This window comes from Rhodococcus koreensis (genome assembly GCF_900105905.1).
Lineage (GTDB): Bacteria > Actinomycetota > Actinomycetes > Mycobacteriales > Mycobacteriaceae > Rhodococcus_F > Rhodococcus_F koreensis.
The window spans coordinates 2,442,316-2,462,738 of the sequence record NZ_FNSV01000005.1; the positions used below are offsets into that span (position 1 = coordinate 2,442,316).

23 protein-coding genes are annotated in these 20,423 nt (G+C 68.6%); 7 read left to right on the forward strand and 16 right to left on the reverse strand.

Annotated features, from left to right (window positions below):
• The first annotated feature begins 7 nt into the window (after nt 1-7).
• From BLV94_RS16015 to BLV94_RS16030, 4 genes are all read left to right on the forward strand, one after another.
• Complete coding sequence (locus BLV94_RS16015; protein ID WP_072941074.1) at nt 8-1,330, forward strand: ABC transporter substrate-binding protein; 1,323 nt, start codon at nt 8-10, stop codon at nt 1,328-1,330.
• Nucleotides 1,331-1,357: 27 nt separating this feature from the next.
• On the forward strand, nt 1,358-2,518 hold the full coding sequence (locus BLV94_RS16020; RefSeq protein ID WP_072941077.1) for an enolase C-terminal domain-like protein: 1,161 nt from the start codon (nt 1,358-1,360) through the stop codon (nt 2,516-2,518).
• Between the two features lie 72 nt (nt 2,519-2,590).
• Entirely contained in the window at nt 2,591-3,388 is a 798-nt protein-coding gene (locus BLV94_RS16025) for an IclR family transcriptional regulator (protein WP_072941079.1), read from the forward strand.
• A gap of 155 nt (nt 3,389-3,543) precedes the next feature.
• A complete protein-coding gene (locus BLV94_RS16030) occupies nt 3,544-4,047 on the forward strand; it encodes a metal-sensitive transcriptional regulator (protein WP_072941081.1) in 504 nt (167 codons plus the stop codon).
• Nucleotides 4,048-4,066: 19 nt separating this feature from the next.
• Here the strand turns inward: BLV94_RS16030 and BLV94_RS16035 are convergent, their stop codons facing one another.
• From BLV94_RS16035 to BLV94_RS16050, 4 genes are all read right to left on the reverse strand, one after another.
• Nucleotides 4,067-4,744, reverse strand: coding sequence for a pyridoxine/pyridoxamine 5'-phosphate oxidase (locus BLV94_RS16035; RefSeq protein ID WP_072941218.1), 678 nt, complete (start codon nt 4,742-4,744; stop codon nt 4,067-4,069).
• Between the two features lie 38 nt (nt 4,745-4,782).
• Nucleotides 4,783-5,202: a VOC family protein gene (locus BLV94_RS16040; protein ID WP_174705485.1), complete on the reverse strand. Its 420-nt coding sequence runs from the start codon at nt 5,200-5,202 to the stop codon at nt 4,783-4,785.
• A 40-nt stretch (nt 5,203-5,242) separates the two neighbouring features.
• A complete protein-coding gene (locus BLV94_RS16045) occupies nt 5,243-5,719 on the reverse strand; it encodes a nuclear transport factor 2 family protein (RefSeq protein ID WP_015889488.1) in 477 nt (158 codons plus the stop codon).
• A 381-nt stretch (nt 5,720-6,100) separates the two neighbouring features.
• Nucleotides 6,101-6,661 (reverse strand): PadR family transcriptional regulator, encoded by a 561-nt coding sequence (locus tag BLV94_RS16050; protein ID WP_072941084.1) that lies wholly within the window; start codon nt 6,659-6,661, stop codon nt 6,101-6,103.
• Nucleotides 6,662-6,713: 52 nt separating this feature from the next.
• Here BLV94_RS16050 and BLV94_RS16055 point away from each other — a divergent pair, with 52 nt between their 5' ends.
• Complete coding sequence (locus tag BLV94_RS16055) at nt 6,714-7,892, forward strand: FAD-dependent oxidoreductase (protein ID WP_072941086.1); 1,179 nt, start codon at nt 6,714-6,716, stop codon at nt 7,890-7,892.
• 13 nt (nt 7,893-7,905) lie between these two features.
• On the opposite strand, the gene BLV94_RS16060 is transcribed toward BLV94_RS16055, so the two are convergent.
• The 9 genes from BLV94_RS16060 to BLV94_RS16100 all read right to left on the reverse strand — a co-directional run bounded on the left by BLV94_RS16060 (nt 7,906) and on the right by BLV94_RS16100 (nt 16,086).
• Nucleotides 7,906-9,690, reverse strand: a complete 1,785-nt coding sequence (locus tag BLV94_RS16060; protein WP_072941089.1) for an ABC-F family ATP-binding cassette domain-containing protein — start codon at nt 9,688-9,690, stop codon at nt 7,906-7,908.
• Nucleotides 9,690-10,625, reverse strand: coding sequence for a 4-(cytidine 5'-diphospho)-2-C-methyl-D-erythritol kinase (locus tag BLV94_RS16065; RefSeq protein WP_072941090.1), 936 nt, complete (start codon nt 10,623-10,625; stop codon nt 9,690-9,692). The genes BLV94_RS16060 and BLV94_RS16065 overlap by 1 nt, the downstream gene beginning before the upstream one ends.
• Nucleotides 10,626-10,698: 73 nt before the next feature.
• Nucleotides 10,699-11,352 carry an urease accessory protein UreD gene (locus BLV94_RS16070; protein ID WP_072941092.1) on the reverse strand — a complete coding sequence of 218 codons (654 nt, stop codon included), beginning with the start codon at nt 11,350-11,352 and terminating at the stop codon, nt 10,699-10,701.
• Nucleotides 11,352-12,041 (reverse strand): urease accessory protein UreG, encoded by a 690-nt coding sequence (ureG, locus tag BLV94_RS16075; protein ID WP_072941093.1) that lies wholly within the window; start codon nt 12,039-12,041, stop codon nt 11,352-11,354. The genes BLV94_RS16070 and ureG overlap by 1 nt, the downstream gene beginning before the upstream one ends.
• A gap of 31 nt (nt 12,042-12,072) precedes the next feature.
• On the reverse strand, nt 12,073-12,705 hold the full coding sequence (locus tag BLV94_RS16080) for an urease accessory protein UreF (RefSeq protein WP_072941095.1): 633 nt from the start codon (nt 12,703-12,705) through the stop codon (nt 12,073-12,075).
• Nucleotides 12,705-14,426, reverse strand: a complete 1,722-nt coding sequence (locus BLV94_RS16085; RefSeq protein WP_072941096.1) for an urease subunit alpha — start codon at nt 14,424-14,426, stop codon at nt 12,705-12,707. The genes BLV94_RS16080 and BLV94_RS16085 overlap by 1 nt, the downstream gene beginning before the upstream one ends.
• Nucleotides 14,423-14,737, reverse strand: coding sequence for an urease subunit beta (locus tag BLV94_RS16090; RefSeq protein ID WP_072941223.1), 315 nt, complete (start codon nt 14,735-14,737; stop codon nt 14,423-14,425). The genes BLV94_RS16085 and BLV94_RS16090 overlap by 4 nt, the downstream gene beginning before the upstream one ends.
• Before the next feature lie 8 nt (nt 14,738-14,745).
• Nucleotides 14,746-15,048, reverse strand: coding sequence for an urease subunit gamma (locus BLV94_RS16095; RefSeq protein WP_005255454.1), 303 nt, complete (start codon nt 15,046-15,048; stop codon nt 14,746-14,748).
• Between the two features lie 195 nt (nt 15,049-15,243).
• Nucleotides 15,244-16,086 carry a YdcF family protein gene (locus tag BLV94_RS16100; RefSeq protein WP_072941226.1) on the reverse strand — a complete coding sequence of 281 codons (843 nt, stop codon included), beginning with the start codon at nt 16,084-16,086 and terminating at the stop codon, nt 15,244-15,246.
• Nucleotides 16,087-16,314: 228 nt separating this feature from the next.
• Here BLV94_RS16100 and BLV94_RS16105 point away from each other — a divergent pair, with 228 nt between their 5' ends.
• Together BLV94_RS16105 and BLV94_RS16110 are read left to right on the forward strand one after the other, a co-directional pair.
• Nucleotides 16,315-17,283 carry a helix-turn-helix transcriptional regulator gene (locus BLV94_RS16105; protein WP_072941098.1) on the forward strand — a complete coding sequence of 323 codons (969 nt, stop codon included), beginning with the start codon at nt 16,315-16,317 and terminating at the stop codon, nt 17,281-17,283.
• Between the two features lie 107 nt (nt 17,284-17,390).
• The gene (locus BLV94_RS16110) at nt 17,391-17,825 is read left to right on the forward strand and encodes a hypothetical protein (protein WP_072941099.1); all 435 of its coding nucleotides are present in this window, start codon (nt 17,391-17,393) and stop codon (nt 17,823-17,825) included.
• 99 nt (nt 17,826-17,924) lie between these two features.
• On the opposite strand, the gene BLV94_RS16115 is transcribed toward BLV94_RS16110, so the two are convergent.
• From BLV94_RS16115 to BLV94_RS16125, 3 genes are all read right to left on the reverse strand, one after another.
• The gene (locus tag BLV94_RS16115) at nt 17,925-18,128 is read right to left on the reverse strand and encodes a cold-shock protein (RefSeq protein ID WP_005255446.1); all 204 of its coding nucleotides are present in this window, start codon (nt 18,126-18,128) and stop codon (nt 17,925-17,927) included.
• A 249-nt stretch (nt 18,129-18,377) separates the two neighbouring features.
• Nucleotides 18,378-19,268 (reverse strand): 16S rRNA (adenine(1518)-N(6)/adenine(1519)-N(6))-dimethyltransferase RsmA, encoded by an 891-nt coding sequence (rsmA, locus tag BLV94_RS16120; RefSeq protein WP_072941101.1) that lies wholly within the window; start codon nt 19,266-19,268, stop codon nt 18,378-18,380.
• A 10-nt stretch (nt 19,269-19,278) separates the two neighbouring features.
• Entirely contained in the window at nt 19,279-20,406 is a 1,128-nt protein-coding gene (locus BLV94_RS16125) for a resuscitation-promoting factor (RefSeq protein WP_072941103.1), read from the reverse strand.
• Nucleotides 20,407-20,423 lie beyond the last annotated feature (17 nt).

The window sequence follows — 20,423 nt, forward strand, 5'->3', positions numbered from 1 at the left end:
GATCCACATGAACCGGCGAACGCTCCTGCGCTCCACCCTGGTCGGGGCGGCGGCCACGCTCGTGCTCGCCTCCTGCAGTTCCGAGACCTCGCTGCCCGACGGCGCCCTCGGCGATCCGAACAACGCCCAGCTCACGTTCTGGGACAACAACGCCGGACCGGACCGCACTCCGCTGTACGAGGAGCTGATCCGCCGGTTCGAGGCGGCGAATCCCGGCATCGACATCCAATACGTGGGCCTTCCGTCGGACAGCGCCCAGCAGAAGTACCAGACCGCGCTCGCCGGCGGCTCGGCACCGGATCTCGGCATCGTCTCCACCGCCTACCTCGCCCCGCTCGTCGCCCAGGACGCGGTCATCTCACTCGACGACTTCATGGCGGCGTCACCGCAGCGCGACGAGTACGACGCCGGAATTCTCGAGTCGGCACGCGAATCCGGTGGTGGCGAGCATCTGTTCGGTCTCCCGTACACCAGCAACAACGCCACCCTCTGGTATCGCGCCGACTGGTTCGCCGAGGCCGGGATCGAACCGCCGGACACCTACGACGAGTTCTTCGAGGCCGCGAAGGATCTGACCGACAAGGACGACGGCCGTTACGGATTCACCATTCGCGGCGGCGCCGGATCGATCTACCCACTGCTGCAGTACATGTTCGCCAGCACCGGAATCGAGAGCTTCTTCGAGGACGGCGAGTCGACGCTGAACCGTCCCGAGATGGTCGACGCCATCGAACGCTTCGCAGCGCTCTACGACGTCGCCACCCCGACCGCCGACGTCAACAACGGCTTCCCGCAGATGGTCGCGAGCTTCGGCGGCGGATCCGTGGCGATGATGCAGCACAACCTCGGCTCGCTGAGCAACCACCAGAAGGCGCTCGGCGACAAGGCCGGCGCCGTGGCCCTGCCGCGTAACGAGGACGGAAAGCGCACCGTCATGACCGACCCGTTCCCGTCGTACACCGTGTTCAAGAGCAGCAAGCACCAGGCCGCGGCGTGGAAGTTCCTCGAGTTCATGACGTCCCAGGAATCGCAGGCGTACTGGAACGAGCGGGTCGGGCAGATCCCGGTCAACAAGGCCGCCCGCTCCGCGCCGGAATTCGCGAGCATGCCGTCGGTGCAGGCCGCGCTCGCGGCACTGGACGACCCGAAAACCGTGCTGGTGACGCCGCCGGACTACCTGCCGGACTTCGGCAAGATCGTTCAGGTGCAGATGCTCGGCCAGTGGCAGAAGGTGCTCATCGGGCAGCTCAGTGCGCAGGATTTCGCCGACGACTTCGCCGAGAAACTCGACCGCTCCATGGCCAAGTACGTCGCCCGCCAGGGCAAATAAGACATTTCGAAGAGGAAGCGAATCATCATGTCCAGCGTGATCACAGAAGTCGCCGTGCAGGTTTTCAAGACGGAGGCACGGACCTCGGTCGACTCGTACGGTCATCGCCATCCCGGCCCGTCCGTGCCGACGACCGGGGCGCTGCTGCGGATCACCGACTCCGACGGCGTCAGCGGGTACGTCCTGGGCAAGCCGAACTACCTTCGTCAGGACCAGGTGGAGCAGCATTTCCGGCCCGTCCTCATCGGTTCCGACCCGCTGGCACGGGAGGCGGCGGACAAGAAGTGGGCGATCCGGCAGCGCACGCGGGCGGTCGAGCTTCCCGAACACACCTGCAGCTACCTGGACCAGGCGCTGTGGGACCTCGCGGGCAACAAGTTCGACACACCCGTGTGGAAACTGCTCGGCGGCGCGCGCACCGAGGTCAAGGCATATGCCAGCACCATGTGCGGTGACGACATCGACGGCGGCCTCGCCACCCCGGAGGACTACGCGAACTTCGCCGTCGAGCTGAAAAGGCGTGGCTACCAGGGCATCAAACTGCACACCTGGATGCCGCCGCTGCCGGGCGCCCCCAGCCTGAGCCGGGACATCGACGCGTGCGCCGCGGTCCGCGACGCCGTCGGCGAGGACTTCTCGCTGATGCTCGACGGGTACCACTGGTACTCACGCACCGACGCCCTGAGACTCGGGCGCGAACTGGACCGGCTGAAGTTCGATTGGTTCGAGGAGCCGATGGACGAGTTCTCGCTGCGCTCGTACAAGTGGCTCGCCGACCAGATCGACACCCCGGTGATCGGACCCGAGACCACACCGGGCAGGCACCGGTCCCGTGCCGACTGGATCGCGAACGACGCGTGCGACATCCTGCGCGTCGGCGCCATGAACGGCGGTGGCATCACCCCGGCCCTGAAGACGATGCACATGGCCGAGGGCTTCGGCCTCGACTGCGAGATCCACGGCAACGGCGCCCCCAATCTCGCGCTCGTCGGCGCGGCCAACAACGTCCAGTGGTACGAGCGCGGTCTTCTGCACCCGCACGTCGACTACGACTGGGTGCCGCCGCACCTGAAGTCCATCGTCGACCCCGTCGACGAGAACGGCATGGTGGCGATGCCACAGCGGCCGGGTCTCGGCGAGGACATCGATCTCGAGTACATCGCGGCCAACCTCGTCGCGGAGTACTGAGTGCGACCCCTCGCCGGTACCGGGCACGGGTCAGTAGGTGATATCGCGTTCAGAATGAGAGATAGTGTCTTCATGGTGACAGAAGACACGCGTGGGGCGGCCCCGGAATCCCAGCCGGTCAAATCCGCCGAACGCACCATCCACATCCTCGAGACGCTCGCCGCGTCGCCGACCCGTATGAGCCTCGGCGAGCTGCAGGAAGCGTGCAAATATCCGCGCTCGAGTCTGCACGCCCTCCTGCGCACGCTCAAGGATCTGCGGTGGATCGAGGCGGACGAGTCCGGTTCCCGCTATGGCATCGGCACCCACGCGCTGCTCACCGGCACGTCGTATCTCGACAAGGATTCGGTCGTGTCGAGGGCGGCGGCGGTGCTCGAGGCGCTCCGGTCGGAAGTCAGCCACACCGTGCACTTCGCGCGACGCGACGAGGAAAGCGTCATCTACCTCGCCAGCCGCGGATCGAAGGTCGAGGTTCGGCGGATGCACCGCGTCGGCCGCAAACTGCCGTGCCACGTCACCGCACTCGGGCAGGCCCTTCTCGCCGAACTCACCACCGGCGAGGTACGGGAGTTGCTTCCCGCGAAACTCGAGCGGTTCACCGACAACACCATCGTCGACCTCGACGACCTCGTCACCGAACTCGGCGAGGTCCGCAACCGGGGGTGGGCCCTCGAACGGGAACAGGGCACGGTCGGGGTGGTGTGCATCGCCACCGTGGTGCCCTACCGGATCCCCGCCACCGACGCCCTCAGTGTGTCCATGCCCGCCGAGGTCGCGTCGTACCCGGGTGAGCTGGAGCGGATCGCCGGCGTGCTGACGAGGCACGCGTCGGCATGGGCCAGGGAATTGCGGACGGAGGGGGTCCGCTGACACAGCGTTGCCGAGAGTCCGGGCGGCGACGGGGCCGTGTCGTGAGCCGTCGAGGTGCGCGGCCCGCCGGACGCTGCTGGTAGCTTTCAGACCGAATCGAGCACACTGACGGGCTTTGCGCGGTACCCGTTTGGCCACGAGCAGGAAGCGAAACGATGGAGAACGGCATTTCCACGAACGGATCGGGCAGCAACGGCTCCGCGGGGAGCCCGGCGACGGGGTCCCCTTTCGCCGAACCGGGCACGGGCGGACTGACCGGCAGCAGCAACGGCAACGGCAAGTCCACGACCAGCTCCGCCGAGACGTTCACCTTCCCGCTGCCGACGCGCAGTTCGGGTTCGCACAGCACCGAGGAACCGGCCGCGGCCTCCGACACGACGGCGCCGCCCGAATCTCGTGGACGCACCGTCATGCGACGCAACGCGATGGGAGTGGCAGCCGTGCGAGTCGCGGGCCGTCTTGCACACACCGAACTGCTCGAGGAGCACCTCGCGTCGGCGAGCAGCCACTCCGCCGATCCCACCGTGGACGCCGACGAACTGCTGGCGCTGCTCGGCGAGTACCTCGTCGCGGCCGGGTTCGAACGCCCCGAGATCCACGCGAAGCTGAACGGCCAGTCGATCGTCGTCGACCTGCGTTCGCCCTCGACCGCGCGCTGACTCCTGCCGCCGGGCGCGGTCAGGGCCACAGCACCTCACGGATCCACCGGTCCGACTCCCGGCGGTACAGCCGGCGCACGTGTCTGCGTCCGGCGTCCGCCTGCCAGAATTCGACGCTGTCGGGGACGATGCACCATGCCCGCCAGGTCGCCGACACGAAGTCGGGGTCGGCCTCGATGCGGGCCACCGCCGCCGCGACCGCGCGTTCGTATTCGGCGGGATCGTCCAGCACCTCGCTCTGCCTGCTGGCGGCCGCCACGGCGCGTGCGGTGACCGACCGTTCGCGGAAGTCGCGTGCGGACAGCGCCGGCTCCCCCTCGATCACGGTGCCACGCACCCGCACCTGCCTGCCCTGCTCGCGCCAGTAGAATGACAGTGCGGCAACGGGATTCGCGGCCAGGTCATGTCCCTTCGGTGAGCGGGTGTCCCCCGAGAACCAGAAGCCCTGCTCCGTGACGTCCTTGAGGAGCAGGAAACGTGCGTCCGGATTTCCGTCGGCGTCGACGGTCGACAGCGCAGCGGCATGCGGTTCCGGCACGCCGGCTTCTGCGGCCTGCTCGATCCAGTCGAGGAACAGCGCCGTCGGTGAGTCCGGCAGCGTGTCGACGGGCGCAGGCGTCGCGCCGCTGAGTGCGGGCAGTGCGCGGATCCATGCGCGGGTGTCCGGAAACGACGAGCGGTCGGGTGCAGTCGGCATGTTCGGCATGTGCCGACAGTAGCCGCGGCCCGGATCGTTCAGTCGGACACGGCCGGATCGGCAGGCCCCACCAGCATCCAGCGATGCCCGAATGGGTCGATGAGGGTGGCGTTGCGGTGTCCGTGACCCTCCGAGATCCAGCGTTCCACGGTGCCGCCGGCGTCGCGGGCACCCACCAGGACGGCGTCGGGGTCGTCGACGGACAACATCAGGCTCACGGACGTCGACCCGGACTCCGGCGCGGTCAGACCCATCTCGGGGAACTCCTCGGCGAGATAGATCATGCCGGTCGGCAACCGTAGTTCCGCATGACCGACCCGGCCGTCGTCCATGACGATCGGCTCACCCACCACCTGGGCGCCGAACACCTTGGAATACCACTCGATCGCCTCGACACCGCGCCGCACCGTCAGGTACGGCAGCGCGCCGGGAACGGGGACTTCGGGCAACGTCGTCACCTCCCAGTGTCCGTGATGCGTCGAGTCCCAGTGTGCCCCCTCAGGCGGACGCCGGAGGTTGCAACATCGCCCACTTGTTGGAAGTGAGCCGGAAACTCGGGAAATCGGACAGCGCCGCAACCGATTCCCAGGTGCGTTCGTACCCGGTGTGCGTGATCCGCCAGTTGCCGTCGGCGCACCGAAGGTAACGATCGTGGTAGTAGGCGGACCCGCGCAGCAGCATGCCGTCCTCGGGAATCAGCGTGGTGTCTGCGAGAAACCACACGCCGACCGCGGTGTCACCGGTGACGGTGATTTCGGGTTGGCCGCACTGATGCTCGGTGATGACGTGTGTCCCGAGGGTGTTCTCGAGGAAGGACACGAACGAGTCACGGGAGTCGAACGTGAGGTATTCGCTGTACGTCGCGGTGACGTCCGGGACCATCGTGTCGGCGAACTCCACCCACGACTTCGTGTCGAGTGCACGTGAGTAACGGTGCTTGAGCTGCTCGATCTGTTTGATTGCTTCGAGATCCATGACCCCCGCCTCCTGTGCAGCGACATGCAAACCCTGGACTGCAGATTAGTCCGAGAATCTGCAGGTTCGCGTTGGATTCCCCCGTTTTGCCCGGATCATGCATATTCAGGCCGTGATCCGGGACACGAAAAGGTTACGAAATGACTGCATGGCCTGCGCTCCAGCACACACTCCACCCTACCTTAGGCCAGCCTCACCTGATAGTGATGCGATCCTCCGGGCATGCCCGGAGCCGTGACGCTCGAATCCCATTGCTGCACAGCGTTTTCAGTGAACTTTGCCGCCGCGGGCCGCACGGGGCGAGCCGCCCGCACCGAACGTCGGACACGATTGCTGTGACCCCGAATCTACAGATACCTCGGCCCGCGCTAGCGTGACGCGCTACCAGCGCAGGTCGCCGCCCGCGACGTCGTCGGCCAGCGACCGGACGTAGTCGAGTTCGGCGGCCACCACCGCCCGGCGGTACTCGTCCTCGACGAGGAACAGTCGCGGAAGAACCGCCCCGGACTCGGCGAGGCCGACATCGAGCCCGGCCAGTTGCCGTTCGAGCGAGGCGATCCGCGAACGCAGGGCGCCGAGCGCGTCGCCGGCGTCGAGACTCGGCAGGAATGCCAGCGCGGCAGGGAATTCCGGGAATTCGCGCGCCGGTTCCGCAACCATCTCGCGCAGCCAGCGCGTCAGCGTCGTCGCACCCGGTGCGGTGAGCCGGTACGTCGTGCGCTCGGGTCGATTCTCGGCCCGTTCCGTCGCCTCGACCTCGATCAATCCGTCGCGCAGCAGGCGCTCGATCGTCTGGTACACGCTGTTGCGCTGAGCGACGTTGACGACCTCGTCCTTGTGTCGCTCCTTGATCAGTTGCTGCATGCGGTAGGCGTGCATCGGCTCTTCCGACAGCATCGACAACACGGCCATCGCCAGCACGGATCTACGCGGTGAGGACATTTGCCGAGCATATCGGTCGACCGTAATTAGTCATTTTATGTATAGTCTTTATATGACTAAACAGGTTGTGATCATCGGAGGAGGCATCGCCGGCCCGGTCACGGCGATGGCCATGCAGAAGGCCGGACTCGATCCCGTGGTGTACGAAGCGCGCGGTCACGGCGCCGACGGTGTCGGCGCGTTCCTGACCCTGGCCACCAACGGCCTGGAGGCACTGCACCTGCTGGACCTCGATCACCAGGTCACCGCGCTCGGAATGGGCACCCGCAGGATGCGAATCGTCAGCGGAACCGGGAAACGCCTGGCCGAGTTCGACAACGGTGGACTCACCTCCTTCGGCACGCCGTCTCGGACGCTGCGCCGCGCCGACCTCTACCGCACCCTGCGCGACGAAGCACTCCGGCGCGGCATCCGCATCGAGTACGGCAAACAACTCCGGGACGCCCGCCAGGGCGACGATCGGGTGCACGCCGATTTCGCGGACGGCACGTCCGCGGACGGCGATCTGCTGGTGGGCGCCGACGGGCTGTGGTCGCGCACCCGGTCCCTCCTCGACCCGCAGGCGCCCACACCCCGATACCTCGGCCTCCTCAACACCGGAGGATTCGCGACCGGCCTCGCCCTGGACGGTGAACCCGGCGCGGCCCATTTCGTCTTCGGCAAGCGGTGCTTCTTCGGCTATCTGATCCATCCGGACGGCGACGTCTGGTGGTTCGCCAATCCCGGGCGCCGCACGGAACCGTCGGCAGGCGAACTCGCCTCGATCACGCCGGAGCAGCAGCGCGCCGAACTGACCGAGTTGTTCTCGCGCGACGCCGGGCCCGCGCTGCAGATCGTCGAGGCCACCGAGCACATCATCGGCAGCTGGAGCACCTACGACCTCCCGACCGTGCCGACGTGGCGCAACGAGCGGATGGTGATCATCGGGGACGCGGCGCACGCCACGTCACCGTCGTCCGGGCAGGGCGCCTCCATGGCGATCGAGGACGCCGTCGTGCTCGCGCGATGCCTGCGCGAGTACCGGGACACCGCCGTCGCCCTAGCCGCGTACGAGACCGCACGGCGCGCCCGGGTCGAGCGAATCGTCGCCCAGGGCAAGCGAAACGGCAGCGGCAAGGCACCCGGTCCGGTCGGGCGCGCGATCCGCGACCTCACCCTGCCGACGGTCATGCGGATGATCGGCCGCCGCGACAGCCTGCGCTGGATGTACGACTACCGACTCGAGTGGTGACCGGCCGGAGTCGCTAATCCAGCTCGGCGGCCAGCTCCATCCACTGTTCCTCGGTGGATTCCTTCTCCGCGACGACCTGCTTGAGCTCCGTGTCGAGCTTCTGCAGCTTGTCCGGATCGGTGGCGGCCTCCGCCAGCTTCTCGTGCAGCTTGCGTTCCCGGTCGTCCAGCTTCGCCACGGCCCGCTCGAGACGCGACAGCTCCTTGCGGGCGGCGCGTTCGGCGGCCCCGTCCCGCACCTGCTTGGGCGCGGACGCACCGGTCGCCGTCGACGCCACTGACGGTGCGCCGGTGTCGACCATCTTCGCTCGCCGGCGCAGATAGTCCTCGATGCCGCCGGGCAGGTTGGTCAGCTTGCCGTCGCCGAACAACGCCCACGTGGAGTCACAGATGCGTTCGATCAGGTACCGGTCGTGGCTGATGACGACCATCGTGCCCGCCCAGCCGTCGAGGATGTCCTCGAGTTGCTGCAGGGTGTCGATGTCGAGGTCGTTGGTCGGCTCGTCGAGCAGCAGGACGTTGGGCTCCGACATCAGCACCCGCGTCAGCTGCAGCCGACGACGTTCGCCACCGGACAGGTCACCGACCGGTGTGCGTTGCCGGGCGGGGGTGAAGCCCAGCCGTTCGGCGAGCTGCCCGGCCGATACCTCCTTGTCGCCCAACGTGATCCGCTCGGCCACGTCCTTGACGGCCTCGAGCACCCGCATGTTCGTCGGCAGGTCGTCGAGTTCCTGACGGAGCCAGCCGATGTGCACCGTCTGCCCCTGGATGCGTTTGCCCGACGCCGGCGCGATCTCCCCGGCGAGCGTGCGCAGGAGCGTCGTCTTGCCGGAGCCGTTGACGCCGACCAGACCGACGCGCTCGCCCGGCGCCAGCCGCCACGTGAGGTCGTCGACGAGTACCCGGCCGTCCGGCGTCTCCAGGCGCGCATCCTCGAGTTCGATGACAACCTTGCCGAGCCGGCGCTGCGCGAACGACGCCAGCGCCACGTTGTCGCGGGGCGGCGGGACATCCGCGATCAACGCCTCGGCGGCCTCGATCCGGTACTTGGGCTTGGACGTGCGGGCGGGCGCGCCGCGCCGCAGCCAGGCCAGTTCCTTGCGGGCGAGGTTGCGGCGGCGTTCCTCGGAGGCGTCGGCCTGCCGGGAGCGCTCCGCCCGGGCGAAGATCCAGTCGTTGTAGCCGCCCTCGTAGCTTTCGACCCTGCCGCCCACCACTTCCCACGTGCGGTTGGCCACCGTGTCGAGGAACCACCGGTCGTGGGTCACGACCACCAGCGCGCTGCGCCGGCCGACGAGATGTTCCGCCAGCCACTGCACACCCTCGACGTCGAGGTGGTTGGTCGGCTCGTCGAGCACCAGCAGGTCGAGGTCCTGGACGAGCGCGGCCGCCAGCGCGACGCGTCGCCGCTCGCCACCCGACAGTCCGTCGACCGACACCTCGAGCCCGAGGTTGTCGATGCCGATCCCGGCCAGGATCGACCGGATGCGGGCGTCGCCCGCCCACTCGTGGTCGGCAACCCCGAGCGGTCCGAGCACCACGTCGCCGACGCTGGACCCGGGCGGCAGGACACCGCGCTGGGTCACGACCGCCATGCGCAGGCCGCCGACCCGGCTGACACGTCCCGAATCGGGCGCCTCCACCCCGGCGAGCACCTCGAGCATGGTGGTCTTGCCACCGCCATTGAGGCCGACGACGCCGATGCGTTCGCCTTCCTGCAGTCCGAGGGATACCGAATCGAGCAGCGGCTTGATGCCGAAGGACTTCGATACCTGCTCGAGATTGATCAGATTCGCCATCAGTGCGATCCCTCCGCCGCGTCGTTGATTATTCGGGCGCCCGGTACGGGTCCGCTGGCGACTCGCACCGTGCGACACACCCCCGCACCTGCGAGTTCTGCGCTGACACGGACCGCGGCATCCGCTTCAGCACATAGAAAGGCACAGGTCGGGCCGGACCCGGAGACGATCCCGGCCAGGGCGCCCGCCGCGACCCCGGCTCGCAGCGTCCGCCGCAGTCCCGGATTCAGCGACAGCGCGGCCGACTGCAGGTCGTTGCCCAGCAACGGAGCCAACGTGGCAGCGTCGCCCGTCGTGAGGGCGTGCATCAGGTCTTCGGGTCCGCCGAGTCGTGGCGGATTCCCGTCGGCACGCAGCCGGTCCAGCTCCCGGAACACGGTCGGGGTGCTCAAGCCGCCCTTCGCGAGCGCGAGCACCCAGTGGAACGTGCTGCGGGAGAGCACCGGCAGCAGTCGCTCGCCGCGTCCCGTCCCGACCGCGGTGCCGCCGTGGAGGGAGAACGGCACGTCACTGCCGAGTTTCGCGGCGAACCCGTCGAGTTCCTCCCGCGACAGGTCGAGTTGCCACAGCGCGTTCAGACCGACCAGCGTCGCCGCGGCGTCGGCGCTGCCGCCGGCCATCCCGCCTGCCACCGGGATGCCCTTGTCGATGGCGATCTCGACGTCCGGACGCCGCCCCGCCTCGGCGGCGAGCATCTCGGCGGCCTGCCACACGAGGTTGCCGCTGTCGGTGGGCACGACGCGGGCGTCCTCACCGCGGACCTTCACCGACAGCGTCTCCGCCGGGACCACGGACACCGTGTCCCCGAGCGAGAGCGCCTGGAACACCGTCTTCAGCTCGTGATAGCCGTCGTCACGCAGGTCCCCGACAGCCAGATGCAGATTGACCTTGGACGGGGCCCTGACGACGACGGGGCGAGGAACGACGGAAAGCACAAGGGTAGAGCTTAGGCGCTCCCGGTACGGGTGCGGAAATGCGCACCATCACGCACTTTGCCACTCACATGCGTCACAGGTGCGGGCCGAGCCGGGTGGTGAGGCTGCCGCCGCGGGCGAGGGGCAGACGCGTCCGCGCCGACCGGATGTCACCCGTGACTTCAGCCGGCCGGTCGTCCGGGTACCGCAGTTCACTGGTGACGGCCGCCGGACCGTCCAGCACGTCGTGCGAGACGGTGCCGACACCGAGTTCCAGCTGGTGCCGGAGCAGTGGCAGGTCGCCGAGATCGGCGTCGGTGACCCCGACCCAGCGTCCCGCGCTCTCCCCCGCCCGCCCGATCTGCACCCGTTCACGCAGCAGCACCGTCGCCGACTCGGCGAGGGTCACCGTCGTCTCGACGCGATGCTCCGCGCCGCCCGCGATCACGGTGGGTTCCAGTGCGCAGTCGAGGACCGCGTCGTCCCCGACCTCCACCGACCACCGCGCCGTGGACAGCACCCGACCGCGGCCGGGCAGCGCCAGGGACGCCGCGACGCTGCGCAGCGTCAGCCGGGCACCCGGCAGCACCCGGACGGTGATGTCCCAGTGGTCGCCGCCTAGCGGGGTCGCGGCGGTGCCGATCACGTGGACCGTGTCGCGGCCGGTGATCCGGGCCGCCAGTCCCCCGGCCGCGGAGATCCGCGGACTGCGGTCGGGGGACGCGACGATCGTCAGTTCGGTGCGCACTACGGGTGCACGGCGGCGAGCGTGCGCACCTGCTCCCGCACCCATGCCAGCGCCGGTCCGGACGACGGGTCCTCCGTCAGCGAGATCAGCACGGTGGGCCTGCCCTCGCGAACCTGCTCGGCATCGCGGCGCATCACCCCGAGATCGGCTCCGACCATCGGAGCGAGGTCGGTCTTGTTGATCACGAGCAGATCCGAGAACGTCACACCGGGGCCACCCTTGCGGGGAACCTTGTCGCCACCGGCGACGTCGACGACGAAGATCTGCACGTCGATCAGGCCCGAGGAGAACGTCGCGGTGAGGTTGTCGCCGCCGGACTCCACCAGGATCAGATCGAGCGGCGGGTTGGCCGCGATCAGGTCGTCGATCGCGTCGAGGTTGGCGGTGATGTCGTCGCGGATGGCCGTGTGGGGGCAGCCACCGGTCTGCACGGCGGCGATCCGCTCGTCCGGCAGCACGGCGTGGCGGCGCAGGAAGTCCGCGTCCTCGGTGGTGTAGATGTCGTTGGTCAGCACGGCCAGCGACAACTCCTCGCGCAGTTGCCTGCAGAGCGCGGCGACGAGCGCCGTCTTGCCCGATCCGACGGGCCCGCCGATCCCGATCCGGACCGGTTCCCCCGCCACCCGGACCCGCCGGGGACGGTCGTGCTGATGGTCGTGCGGTTCACCGTCGATGAAATGTGGTGGCATGGTTGATTTCTCCTTACTGGGTACAGCGGTGTCACGACACGAACAGGGGGCGGTCCCGCAGAACGTGCCGTTCGGCGACGACGTCCAGGAACGGGTCGGACACGCTCGCCAGCCCGGTGCCGCACCGGTCTGCGATGTCGTCGCACAGGTCGGCCAGCGCGAACGTGCACGCGGCGACCTGCGCGGGGTCGAGAGCGAGTAGACGCTGCGCGGCGATCGCGCACCCGGTCATGGTGGTGTACACGAAGACCAGCGCCGCCTCCTGTGGTTCGACCGCGGTGACGGATCCGACCACTCCGGACACCACGGGCAGGTGCGGACGCGTCCCGACCGGCGACCAGTCGTGCTCCGGCCACGTGGTGCGGGCCAGCCGCAGCAGACCTCTCCCCTGCGCCCGCGACGACGACCGCGCCGCCGGGGACGGGGTTCGCGCATCCATCTCGGCGTCGGCGTGTCCGGCGGTGAGCCGGCCGGCGCACACCGCCGCGGTGATCGATCCCCCGACGAGCCCGGCGGTCCGGATCCGGCGACGCAGGAACGCCTCCATCGTGGCGACGTCGCGGACGACACCGCTGGCGACGGCCTCCTCGATGCCACCCGAATGCACGTGACCGCCCGTGGGCAGCCGCGAGTCGGCGAGCGACATCAGGTGAGCGAGGCGCATCAGAACAGAAAGTATCGCTGGGCCATCGGCAGTTCCGCCGCCGGCTGTTCTTCCCACACCTCGCCGTCGATGCGGACGGTGAACGTGTCGGGGTCCACCTCGATCCGCGGCTGTGCGTCGTTGCGCGGCATGTCGGCCTTGCCCCGCGACCGCACGTTCGCGACCGGCACCAGTCGCCGGTTCAGGTCCAGCCGATCCGCCAGTCCGTCCTCGAGGGCGTGCGGTGCGACGAAGTGCACGGATGTGGCGGCCGCCACCTTGGGGGCCGCCCCGAACATCGGACGGGGCAGCACCGGTTGCGGAGTCGGTATGGACGCGTTGGCATCTCCCATCGCGGCCCAGGCGATCATCCCGCCCTTGATCACCGCGTGCGGCCGGACCCCGAAGAACGCCGGATCCCACAGCACCAGATCGGCGAGTTTGCCCACCTCGACCGACCCGATCTCGTCCTCCAGCCCGTGTGCGACGGCGGGGCAGATCGTGTACTTGGCGACGTAGCGCTGGACGCGCTGATTGTCGGCGCCGTTGTCGCCGGACAGGAAACCCCGCCTGCGTTTCATCACGTGCGCGGTCTGCCAGGTGCGCAGCACCACCTCGCCGATCCGTCCCATCGCCTGCGAGTCGCTGCCGATCATGGAGATGGCGCCCAGGTCGTGCAGCAGGTCCTCCGCGGCAATGGTGGACGGCCGGATGCGGCTCTCCGCGAACGCCAGGTCCTCCGGGATCTTCGGGCTCAGGTGATGGCACACCATGAGCATGTCGAGGTGCTCGTCGAGGGTGTTCACGGTGTGCGGCCGGGTCGGATTGGTCGAACTGGGCAGGACGTTCGGGTGCGCGGCCACCGTGATGATGTCTGGTGCGTGGCCGCCGCCGGCGCCCTCCGTGTGATAGGCGTGGATCGCACGTCCGGCGATCGCCGCGATCGTGTCCTCGACGAAACCGGCCTCGTTCAACGTGTCCGAGTGCAGCGCGACCTGCACCCCCGCGGCGTCCGCGACGGTGAGGCACGCGTCGATCGCCGCCGGTGTCGAACCCCAGTCCTCGTGCAGCTTGAACCCGGAGACACCGCCGCGCAACTGCTCCCACATCGACTCGGAGTTGACCGTGTTGCCCTTGCCGAGCAGGGCGATGTTCATCGGCCAGCCGTCGAGTGCCTCCAGCATCCGGGCGGTGTGCCACGAACCGGGGGTCACGGTGGTGGCCTTGCTGCCCTCGGCGGGTCCGGTGCCGCCGCCGATCATCGTCGTGATGCCGCCGCCCAGCGCCTCGTCCATGATCTGCGGGCAGATGAAGTGCACGTGGCAGTCGATACCGCCTGCGGTGAGGATCTTGCCGTTCCCGGCGATGATCTCGGTGGACGGGCCCACCACGAGATCGGGGTGCACGCCCGACATCGTGTCGGGGTTGCCCGCCTTGCCGAGCGCGACGATGCGTCCGTCCCGAATGCCGACGTCCGCCTTGATGATTCCCCAGTGGTCGACGACCACCACGCCGGTGATCACCGTGTCGGGCGCGCCCTCGGCGCGGGTGGCGCGACCCTGGCCCATGGACTCGCGCAACACTTTTCCGCCACCGAACACCGCTTCGTCACCGGCCAGCCCCGGTCCGCCGCTGCGGTCCTCGGTGATCTCGATCAGAAGGTCGGTGTCGGCGAGCCGGATGCGGTCGCCGGTCGTGGGACCGAACAGCTCCGCGTACCGTGCGCGGCTGAGATCGGTCATGACGCGTCCAGCTTTCCGGGAGGAGTGAGGCTCAGCCCGTGCACTTCTCGGGTCCCGCGCAGCGGCACGAGTGAAACCGTCTGCGCGATACCAGGTTCGAAACGCACCGCGGTGCCCGCGGGAATGTCCAGCCGCAGCCCGTGGGCGGCGGAACGGTCGAACTGCAGCGCGTGGTTGGCCTGCGGAAAGTGAACGTGGCTACCGACCTGCACCGGCCGGTCACCGGTGTTGACCACCGCGAGTTCCGTGCGGGGAGAACCCTCGTTGAGCTCGATCACGCCCTCGGCGCAGAAGACTTCACCTGGAATCACGGTCACCCCTACGCGATCGGATCATGGACGGTGACGAGCTTCGTGCCGTCCGGAAACGTGGCCTCCACCTGCACGTCGTGCAGCATCTCCGGGACGCCCTCCATCACGTCGGCGCGGGTGAGCACCTCCCGGCCGGACACCATCAGCTCCGCCACCGACCGGCCGTCGCGGGCCCCTTCGAGGATGTGATCCGTGATGAGGGCCACGGCCTCCGGGTGGTTCAGCACGAGTCCGCGTTGCCGGCGCCTACGCGCGAGTTCCGCGGCGTAGCTCAGGAGCAGACGCTCCTGCTCGTGGGGCGACAAGCGCATGTGTCCTCCTGCGGTCGGTGCGTCGCAATACTGCCACGAACTGCACCCCGCCACCGCCCACCCCCGGAACTGCCGCCGTCCTTACCCCGCCGTTCTCACCCCGGAAACACTCGTGACACGAACCCGTCACAGCGCCGCCCTGACCGTCTCCCCATGACCGCCTCACCCGCCGCCCGACAGCGACGCGCAGTCGCGTCAATAGCTGGCGGGGATGCCGAACACCCTGATCGCGTCGCGGTACATGCCCAGTTGCTGGTCCTTGGTCAGGGGCATGAATTCGGCGATCAGCTGACCCGCGCTGGTGATCGCGCTCATCGCCCCGACCACCGGCAGTCCGGCGACGTTGAAATCGACCGTTGCCCTGCGGATGTGGTTGGCCGACGTCACGAGGATCGCGCCGCCCGCACCGAGCGAGCGGGCGAGCGGAACCGAGTTGAGCGCGTTACCGACCGTCGATCCGGCACGATGCTCGGGGTGGATGCGCTGTGCAGGCACACCGTGCGCCTGCAACCAACCCTGCATGGCGGCCGCCTCCGTCACGCCGTTCTGCGGGTTGCCGCCGGTGACGATGATCGGCGACATCGGCGAGACCCACGACTGGACCATCGCGGCCTGCAGGCGGTTGACCAATTCCGGCCGCATCGTGCCGTCTGGGAGCAGACCGAACCCGAGGACGATGATCGCGGTGGACGGACCCTGGATTGCCGGAAGTGGGTTGGGGGGTGTGAACGAGGCGATTCTGATCGCGTTCAGCATCCCGTCGACGCCGGCGCGCATACCGCCGTCCGCCGCGCCCAGCCGGGCGAGCGCGGCCTCACGGGTAATCAGATCGCCCGCGGCGTCGGCGTAGATGGCCTGCAACGCCAGCGCGTTCGTGTCGCCGGGCTCTCCGGCGACGGCGCCGCCGATGTCCGCGAGGGCACCGCGGGTGTCCCCCGCGGCGAATCTGCCCTGCGCGCTGTTGAAGAGGTCCGCCGCCGAGGCGGACGCGGTGGCGGTGGTCGAGACCGCCAGCGCCACGCAGAAGGCGGTGGTCATGACTGCGGCGAGCAGCGCCCTGACCGCCGAAGTGATGGGTCGAGCACGGAAGTGCGTCACGCTAAGACCTTTCCGTCGGATTTTTCACGAAGTACTCATGCGATGGTCCGTGGAGCGTCGGCGCCAGTGTAGTGACACTCGTGGGGCTGGTGGGAAAATCGTTACTTACCGTTATCTCCCGCCGATAGAGGACAGAAGATGTCCTCTATCGATGGCATCCTGAGGTGCATGCGGGAAACTTCGGCACGACTCCTCCGGCTGCTCTCCCTGCTCCAGACCCGAAAGGACTGGTCCGGGGCAGAACTCGCCGACCGGCTCGGCATCACTCCGCGCACCGTCCGGCGAGATGTGGAGAAACTCCGCGACCTCGGCTACCCGGTCGACGCGACGGTCGGGGTCGGCGGCGGGTACCAACTCGGCGCCGGCGCGGAAATGCCGCCCCTGCTGCTCGACGACGAGGAAGTACTGGCCGTCGCGCTCGGCCTCCAATCCGGCGCCACCGGCTCCGTGGTCGGCATCGGCGAGGCGTCGATGCGAGCACTCACCAAACTCCGGCAGGTGATGCCGTCCCGCCTGCGGCACCGCCTCGAGGCGCTGCAGGTCGACGTCGTCCACCGCGAGCCCGCGAAGAGCGCCGTCGACGCGCAGGTCCTGTCGGCCGTCGCGTCGGTCTGCCACAACCACGAGCGACTCCGGTTCGACTACCGCACCCACGACGGCACCGAGAGCCGCCGCGAAGTGGAGCCGTACCGGCTCGTGCGCTCCGGACTGCGCTGGTACCTCGTCGCCTGGGACCTCACCCGCGCCGACTGGCGGTCGTTCCGGGTGGACCGCCTGACACCCAAGATCCCGACGGGACCACGGTTCACGCCCCGCGAACTGCCGCCCGGCGGCGCTGCCGAGTTCGTCGCACGCGGAATCAACCGCGCCGTCACCCGGATCCGCGCACGAGTGCTGCTGCACGCGTCGATCGACGAGATGGCGGTCCTCGTGCACGAAGACTGGGGAACTCTCGAAGAGATGCCCGACGGCCAGTGCGCGGTCGCGCTCGGCGGCGATTCGGTGCCGTCGATAGCCAACTGGCTCAGCGCATTCGGCGTCGACTTCACCGTCCTCGACCCACCTGAGCTGCGCGAAGAGTGCCGACGGGTGGGTGAGCGTCACCGCCTCTTCGCCGACCGCTACGGTAACGCCTGACCGAGACGCCGTTCAGCCGTCACCGCGGACCGAAAATCCCGTGGAACCGAACGGTCCTGCGCGGCGTCCAACCAGGTGACGACAACGAAAGGCCGGGGTAGTCGGGGATGCAGCACACGATTGTCGAGGAGGGTCGCGCGCGGGCGCCTGCGGGGGCGGGAACAGTCGGGAAGGTGCTGGTCGGGGGCCACCTGGCGCTCGGGGGCGCCACCGTGGTGATCATGGCGTTCTCGTTGGCGTTCGTCTGCACACTGGACAACGGAGCGCAGCCGTGGACGTGGCCGGGCAGGTATTCGGCGGCCTGGTTCGTCGCCGCCGCCATCGTCTCCACCACGCTGTGGGCGCTCTTCGTGACGGGAACGGTGATCTTCTCGTCGAGGCCCCGGCGGGCACTCGGAACGGCCACGTTCTTCGTCGCCGCGGCCCTCGGAGCCGCTGCGGTGATCGGACTGTTCGGGCCGTCGGAGAGTTCGGCGCTGCAACTCTGGCTGGTCTGCGCCATGAATCTCGGGTACCAGGCCGCGCACCTCAGATCGGCCTAGCAGCGACGGCGTGTGGAGACGAGACAAGGCCCCACTCCGTGACGAGTGGGGCCTTGCTCGAACGTCATGTCCCGGCGAACCGGGAAGTCATGGCCGTTCTCAGATCAGGGTGACGCCGGTGGCCTGCGGGCCCTTGTTGCCCTGGCCGATCTCGAACGAAACACGCTGATTCTCCTCGAGCGTGCGGAAGCCGCCGCTCTGGATCTCCGAGTAATGGACGAACACGTCAGCGCTGCCGTCCTCGGGGGCGATGAAGCCGAACCCCTTCTCGGAGTTGAACCACTTCACGATGCCCTCTGCCATGTAAATCTCCTCTAACACAGTAACTTCTTCAGGCAACCGGCTCGGTTACCTGGGTCATTGAACACGACCGTCTATGACAATTCCTGTGGAGGACGTCCAAACGCTCGCAACCATCGATTTGCGAGCGTGGGAAACACAAACACAAAACTTACGACCTCCAATAGTGAACCACACATCCGGTCGGTTGTCTCCCCCAGGGTGCGGCTCCCGCCCGTGAGTACTTGTCAACCGCCCGCGGTTGACAAGTACTCACGGGCGGGTGGCGGCAAGACGCACGAAGGCCGCGGCGTCGAGAGTCTCGCCGCGGGCGGACGGTGGGATGCCTGCCTCGAGCAGTCGTCGCTCGGCCTCGACGGGTGATCCCGCCCAACCACCGAGAGCGGCTCGTAAAGTCTTGCGGCGCTGAGCGAAAGCCGCATCGATGACGGCGAACACGCGGCGGCGGTGTTCGTCGTCGACGGGCCACGGCGGTTCGGCGTACCGGTCGATGCGCACCAGACCCGACTCGACCTTCGGGACGGGCCAGAACACCGCCCGGCCGACCGCGCCGGCACGTCGAACGGCGCCGAAGAAATTAGCCTTCACACTGGGCACGCCGTAGATCTTGCTGCCCGGGGACGCCGCCAGGCGGTCGGCCACCTCGGCCTGCACCATCACCAGTGCGGTTCGCAGGCTGGGCAGTTCGGAGAACAGGTGCAGCAGCACGGGCACCGCGACGTTGTACGGCAGATTCGCGACGAGAGCCGTGGGCTGACCGGGGATCTCGGACGGCTTGACCCGCATCGCGTCCGCGCCGACCACGGTCAGCCGGTCCGCGAGTTCCGGGGCACGGTCGGCGACCGTGACCGGGAGTCGTGCGGCGAGGTTGGGGTCGATCTCGACGGCGATCACCTTGTCGACGACGTCGAGCAGCGCCAGCGTCAGCGAACCGAGCCCCGGGCCGACCTCGAGGACGGTGTCGTCACGTCCCACTCCGGCGGTCGCGACGATGCGCCGGACCGTGTTGGCGTCGTGCACGAAGTTCTGCCCCAGCTGCTTGGTGGGGCGCACACCGAACTCCTCGGCTAACGCACGCACCTCGGCGGGGCCGAGCAGTGCGGCCTGACCTCGAGCGACGGGGGGTACTTCGGCTTCGGACACCAGCCGAACTTTAACGCACGCCGAGCCTGCCCGAGCACGACGGCCACGCTCCCCAGCCCTGCGTCTTCTGCGTCTGCGACGCGACGGCGATCTGCTCCTCGCGGGTGGCGAGGTCGGCGCGCGGTGCGTACTTGAGGCCGCCCTGACGTTCCCATGTGTTCTGGTCGAACTGGACGCCGCCGAAGAATCCGTTGCCGGTGTTGATGGCCCAGTTGCCGGTGGCCTCGCATTGCGCGAGGGCGTCCCAGACCGAACCGTTCTCGACGGGCGGCACCTCGGTGCCCGGCTTCGCGCCGACGCGGATCACCTTCGGCTGAGCCGGCGTCGTGACCGTCGCGGACACCTGGTTGCGTCCGACTTCCTCGCCGTTGACGGTGTTGACCGCGAACGTGACGTCCTGGACGCCGGGCAGTCCCGGACTCTCGACGACGGTGCGACTCTTGTTCATCGTCGGGTCCTCGATCCGCTGCTCCGCCGGAGCCAGCGGCACCGTCTCGACCTTCGTCTCGGTGCGGTCGCGAGTGACGGTGACGTCCATCCCCTCGGTCAGCGGAGTGCCCGCGGCCGGGACGACGGTGTCGGCCTGCTCGAGCGGCGCACCGTGCGCGGCAAGGAAGTCCCCGACCGTCGGCGCGGCCATGCGCACGTCGGCGACCGGAAGCGCACCATCGGCGAGCTTGACGACGAGCGGGTTGAGCACGTCGAGTGCGGCGCCGTCGAGCGGAAGTCGCTGCGAACGGGACGCGGACACGTGCACGTCCTCGCCGAGATCGAACTGCTTCAGCGCATCCTCGACGGTGAGCGCGGTCGTCCACACCGTCTTGGGCTGCCCGTCCACCGTCAGCGACACCTCACGCGCGCGGCGCAGAACCACGGTGTCCCCGTCGGACAGGGTCGCGTCGCGTTCCGGCGCCACCGCGTCGCGGTCGGTGACCGAATACCCCGCGTCGGCCAGGGCGGCGTCGACGCTCGTGGTCATGGTGCTCAGCGAGATCGTCTCGCCGTCCACGTCGAGGGTGACGTTCTTGTGCCGGACCACGGCCATCACTCCGCCGGCGATCAGCGTGGCGAGAAGCAGGGCCACCACGGTGTACAGCAGCGGCGAGCGAGCCGAGTTGATCTTCGCGAAGGGTGACATCGGGTTCCTTTACTTCA

Bases quoted from the DNA above. Each gene is read 5' to 3' on its own strand.
- BLV94_RS16110 (WP_072941099.1), top strand. From the start codon at position 17,391: ATGCAGCACACGATTGTCGAGGAGGGTCGCGCGCGGGCGCCTGCGGGG.
- BLV94_RS16105 (WP_072941098.1), top strand. From the start codon at position 16,315: ATGCGGGAAACTTCGGCACGACTCCTCCGGCTGCTCTCCCTGCTCCAG.
- BLV94_RS16045 (WP_015889488.1), bottom strand. From the start codon at position 5,719: ATGGATCTCGAAGCAATCAAACAGATCGAGCAGCTCAAGCACCGTTAC.
- BLV94_RS16085 (WP_072941096.1), bottom strand. From the start codon at position 14,426: ATGACCGATCTCAGCCGCGCACGGTACGCGGAGCTGTTCGGTCCCACG.
- BLV94_RS16020 (WP_072941077.1), top strand. From the start codon at position 1,358: ATGTCCAGCGTGATCACAGAAGTCGCCGTGCAGGTTTTCAAGACGGAG.
- BLV94_RS16030 (WP_072941081.1), top strand. From the start codon at position 3,544: ATGGAGAACGGCATTTCCACGAACGGATCGGGCAGCAACGGCTCCGCG.
- BLV94_RS16035 (WP_072941218.1), bottom strand. From the start codon at position 4,744: ATGCCGACTGCACCCGACCGCTCGTCGTTTCCGGACACCCGCGCATGG.
- BLV94_RS16060 (WP_072941089.1), bottom strand. From the start codon at position 9,690: ATGGCGAATCTGATCAATCTCGAGCAGGTATCGAAGTCCTTCGGCATC.
- BLV94_RS16055 (WP_072941086.1), top strand. From the start codon at position 6,714: ATGACTAAACAGGTTGTGATCATCGGAGGAGGCATCGCCGGCCCGGTC.
- BLV94_RS16015 (WP_072941074.1), top strand. From the start codon at position 8: ATGAACCGGCGAACGCTCCTGCGCTCCACCCTGGTCGGGGCGGCGGCC.
- ureG (WP_072941093.1), bottom strand. From the start codon at position 12,041: ATGCCACCACATTTCATCGACGGTGAACCGCACGACCATCAGCACGAC.
- BLV94_RS16115 (WP_005255446.1), bottom strand. From the start codon at position 18,128: ATGGCAGAGGGCATCGTGAAGTGGTTCAACTCCGAGAAGGGGTTCGGC.
- BLV94_RS16125 (WP_072941103.1), bottom strand. From the start codon at position 20,406: ATGTCACCCTTCGCGAAGATCAACTCGGCTCGCTCGCCGCTGCTGTAC.
- BLV94_RS16095 (WP_005255454.1), bottom strand. From the start codon at position 15,048: ATGCGCTTGTCGCCCCACGAGCAGGAGCGTCTGCTCCTGAGCTACGCC.
- BLV94_RS16025 (WP_072941079.1), top strand. From the start codon at position 2,591: ATGGTGACAGAAGACACGCGTGGGGCGGCCCCGGAATCCCAGCCGGTC.
- BLV94_RS16050 (WP_072941084.1), bottom strand. From the start codon at position 6,661: ATGTCCTCACCGCGTAGATCCGTGCTGGCGATGGCCGTGTTGTCGATG.
- BLV94_RS16100 (WP_072941226.1), bottom strand. From the start codon at position 16,086: ATGACCACCGCCTTCTGCGTGGCGCTGGCGGTCTCGACCACCGCCACC.
- BLV94_RS16080 (WP_072941095.1), bottom strand. From the start codon at position 12,705: ATGCGCCTCGCTCACCTGATGTCGCTCGCCGACTCGCGGCTGCCCACG.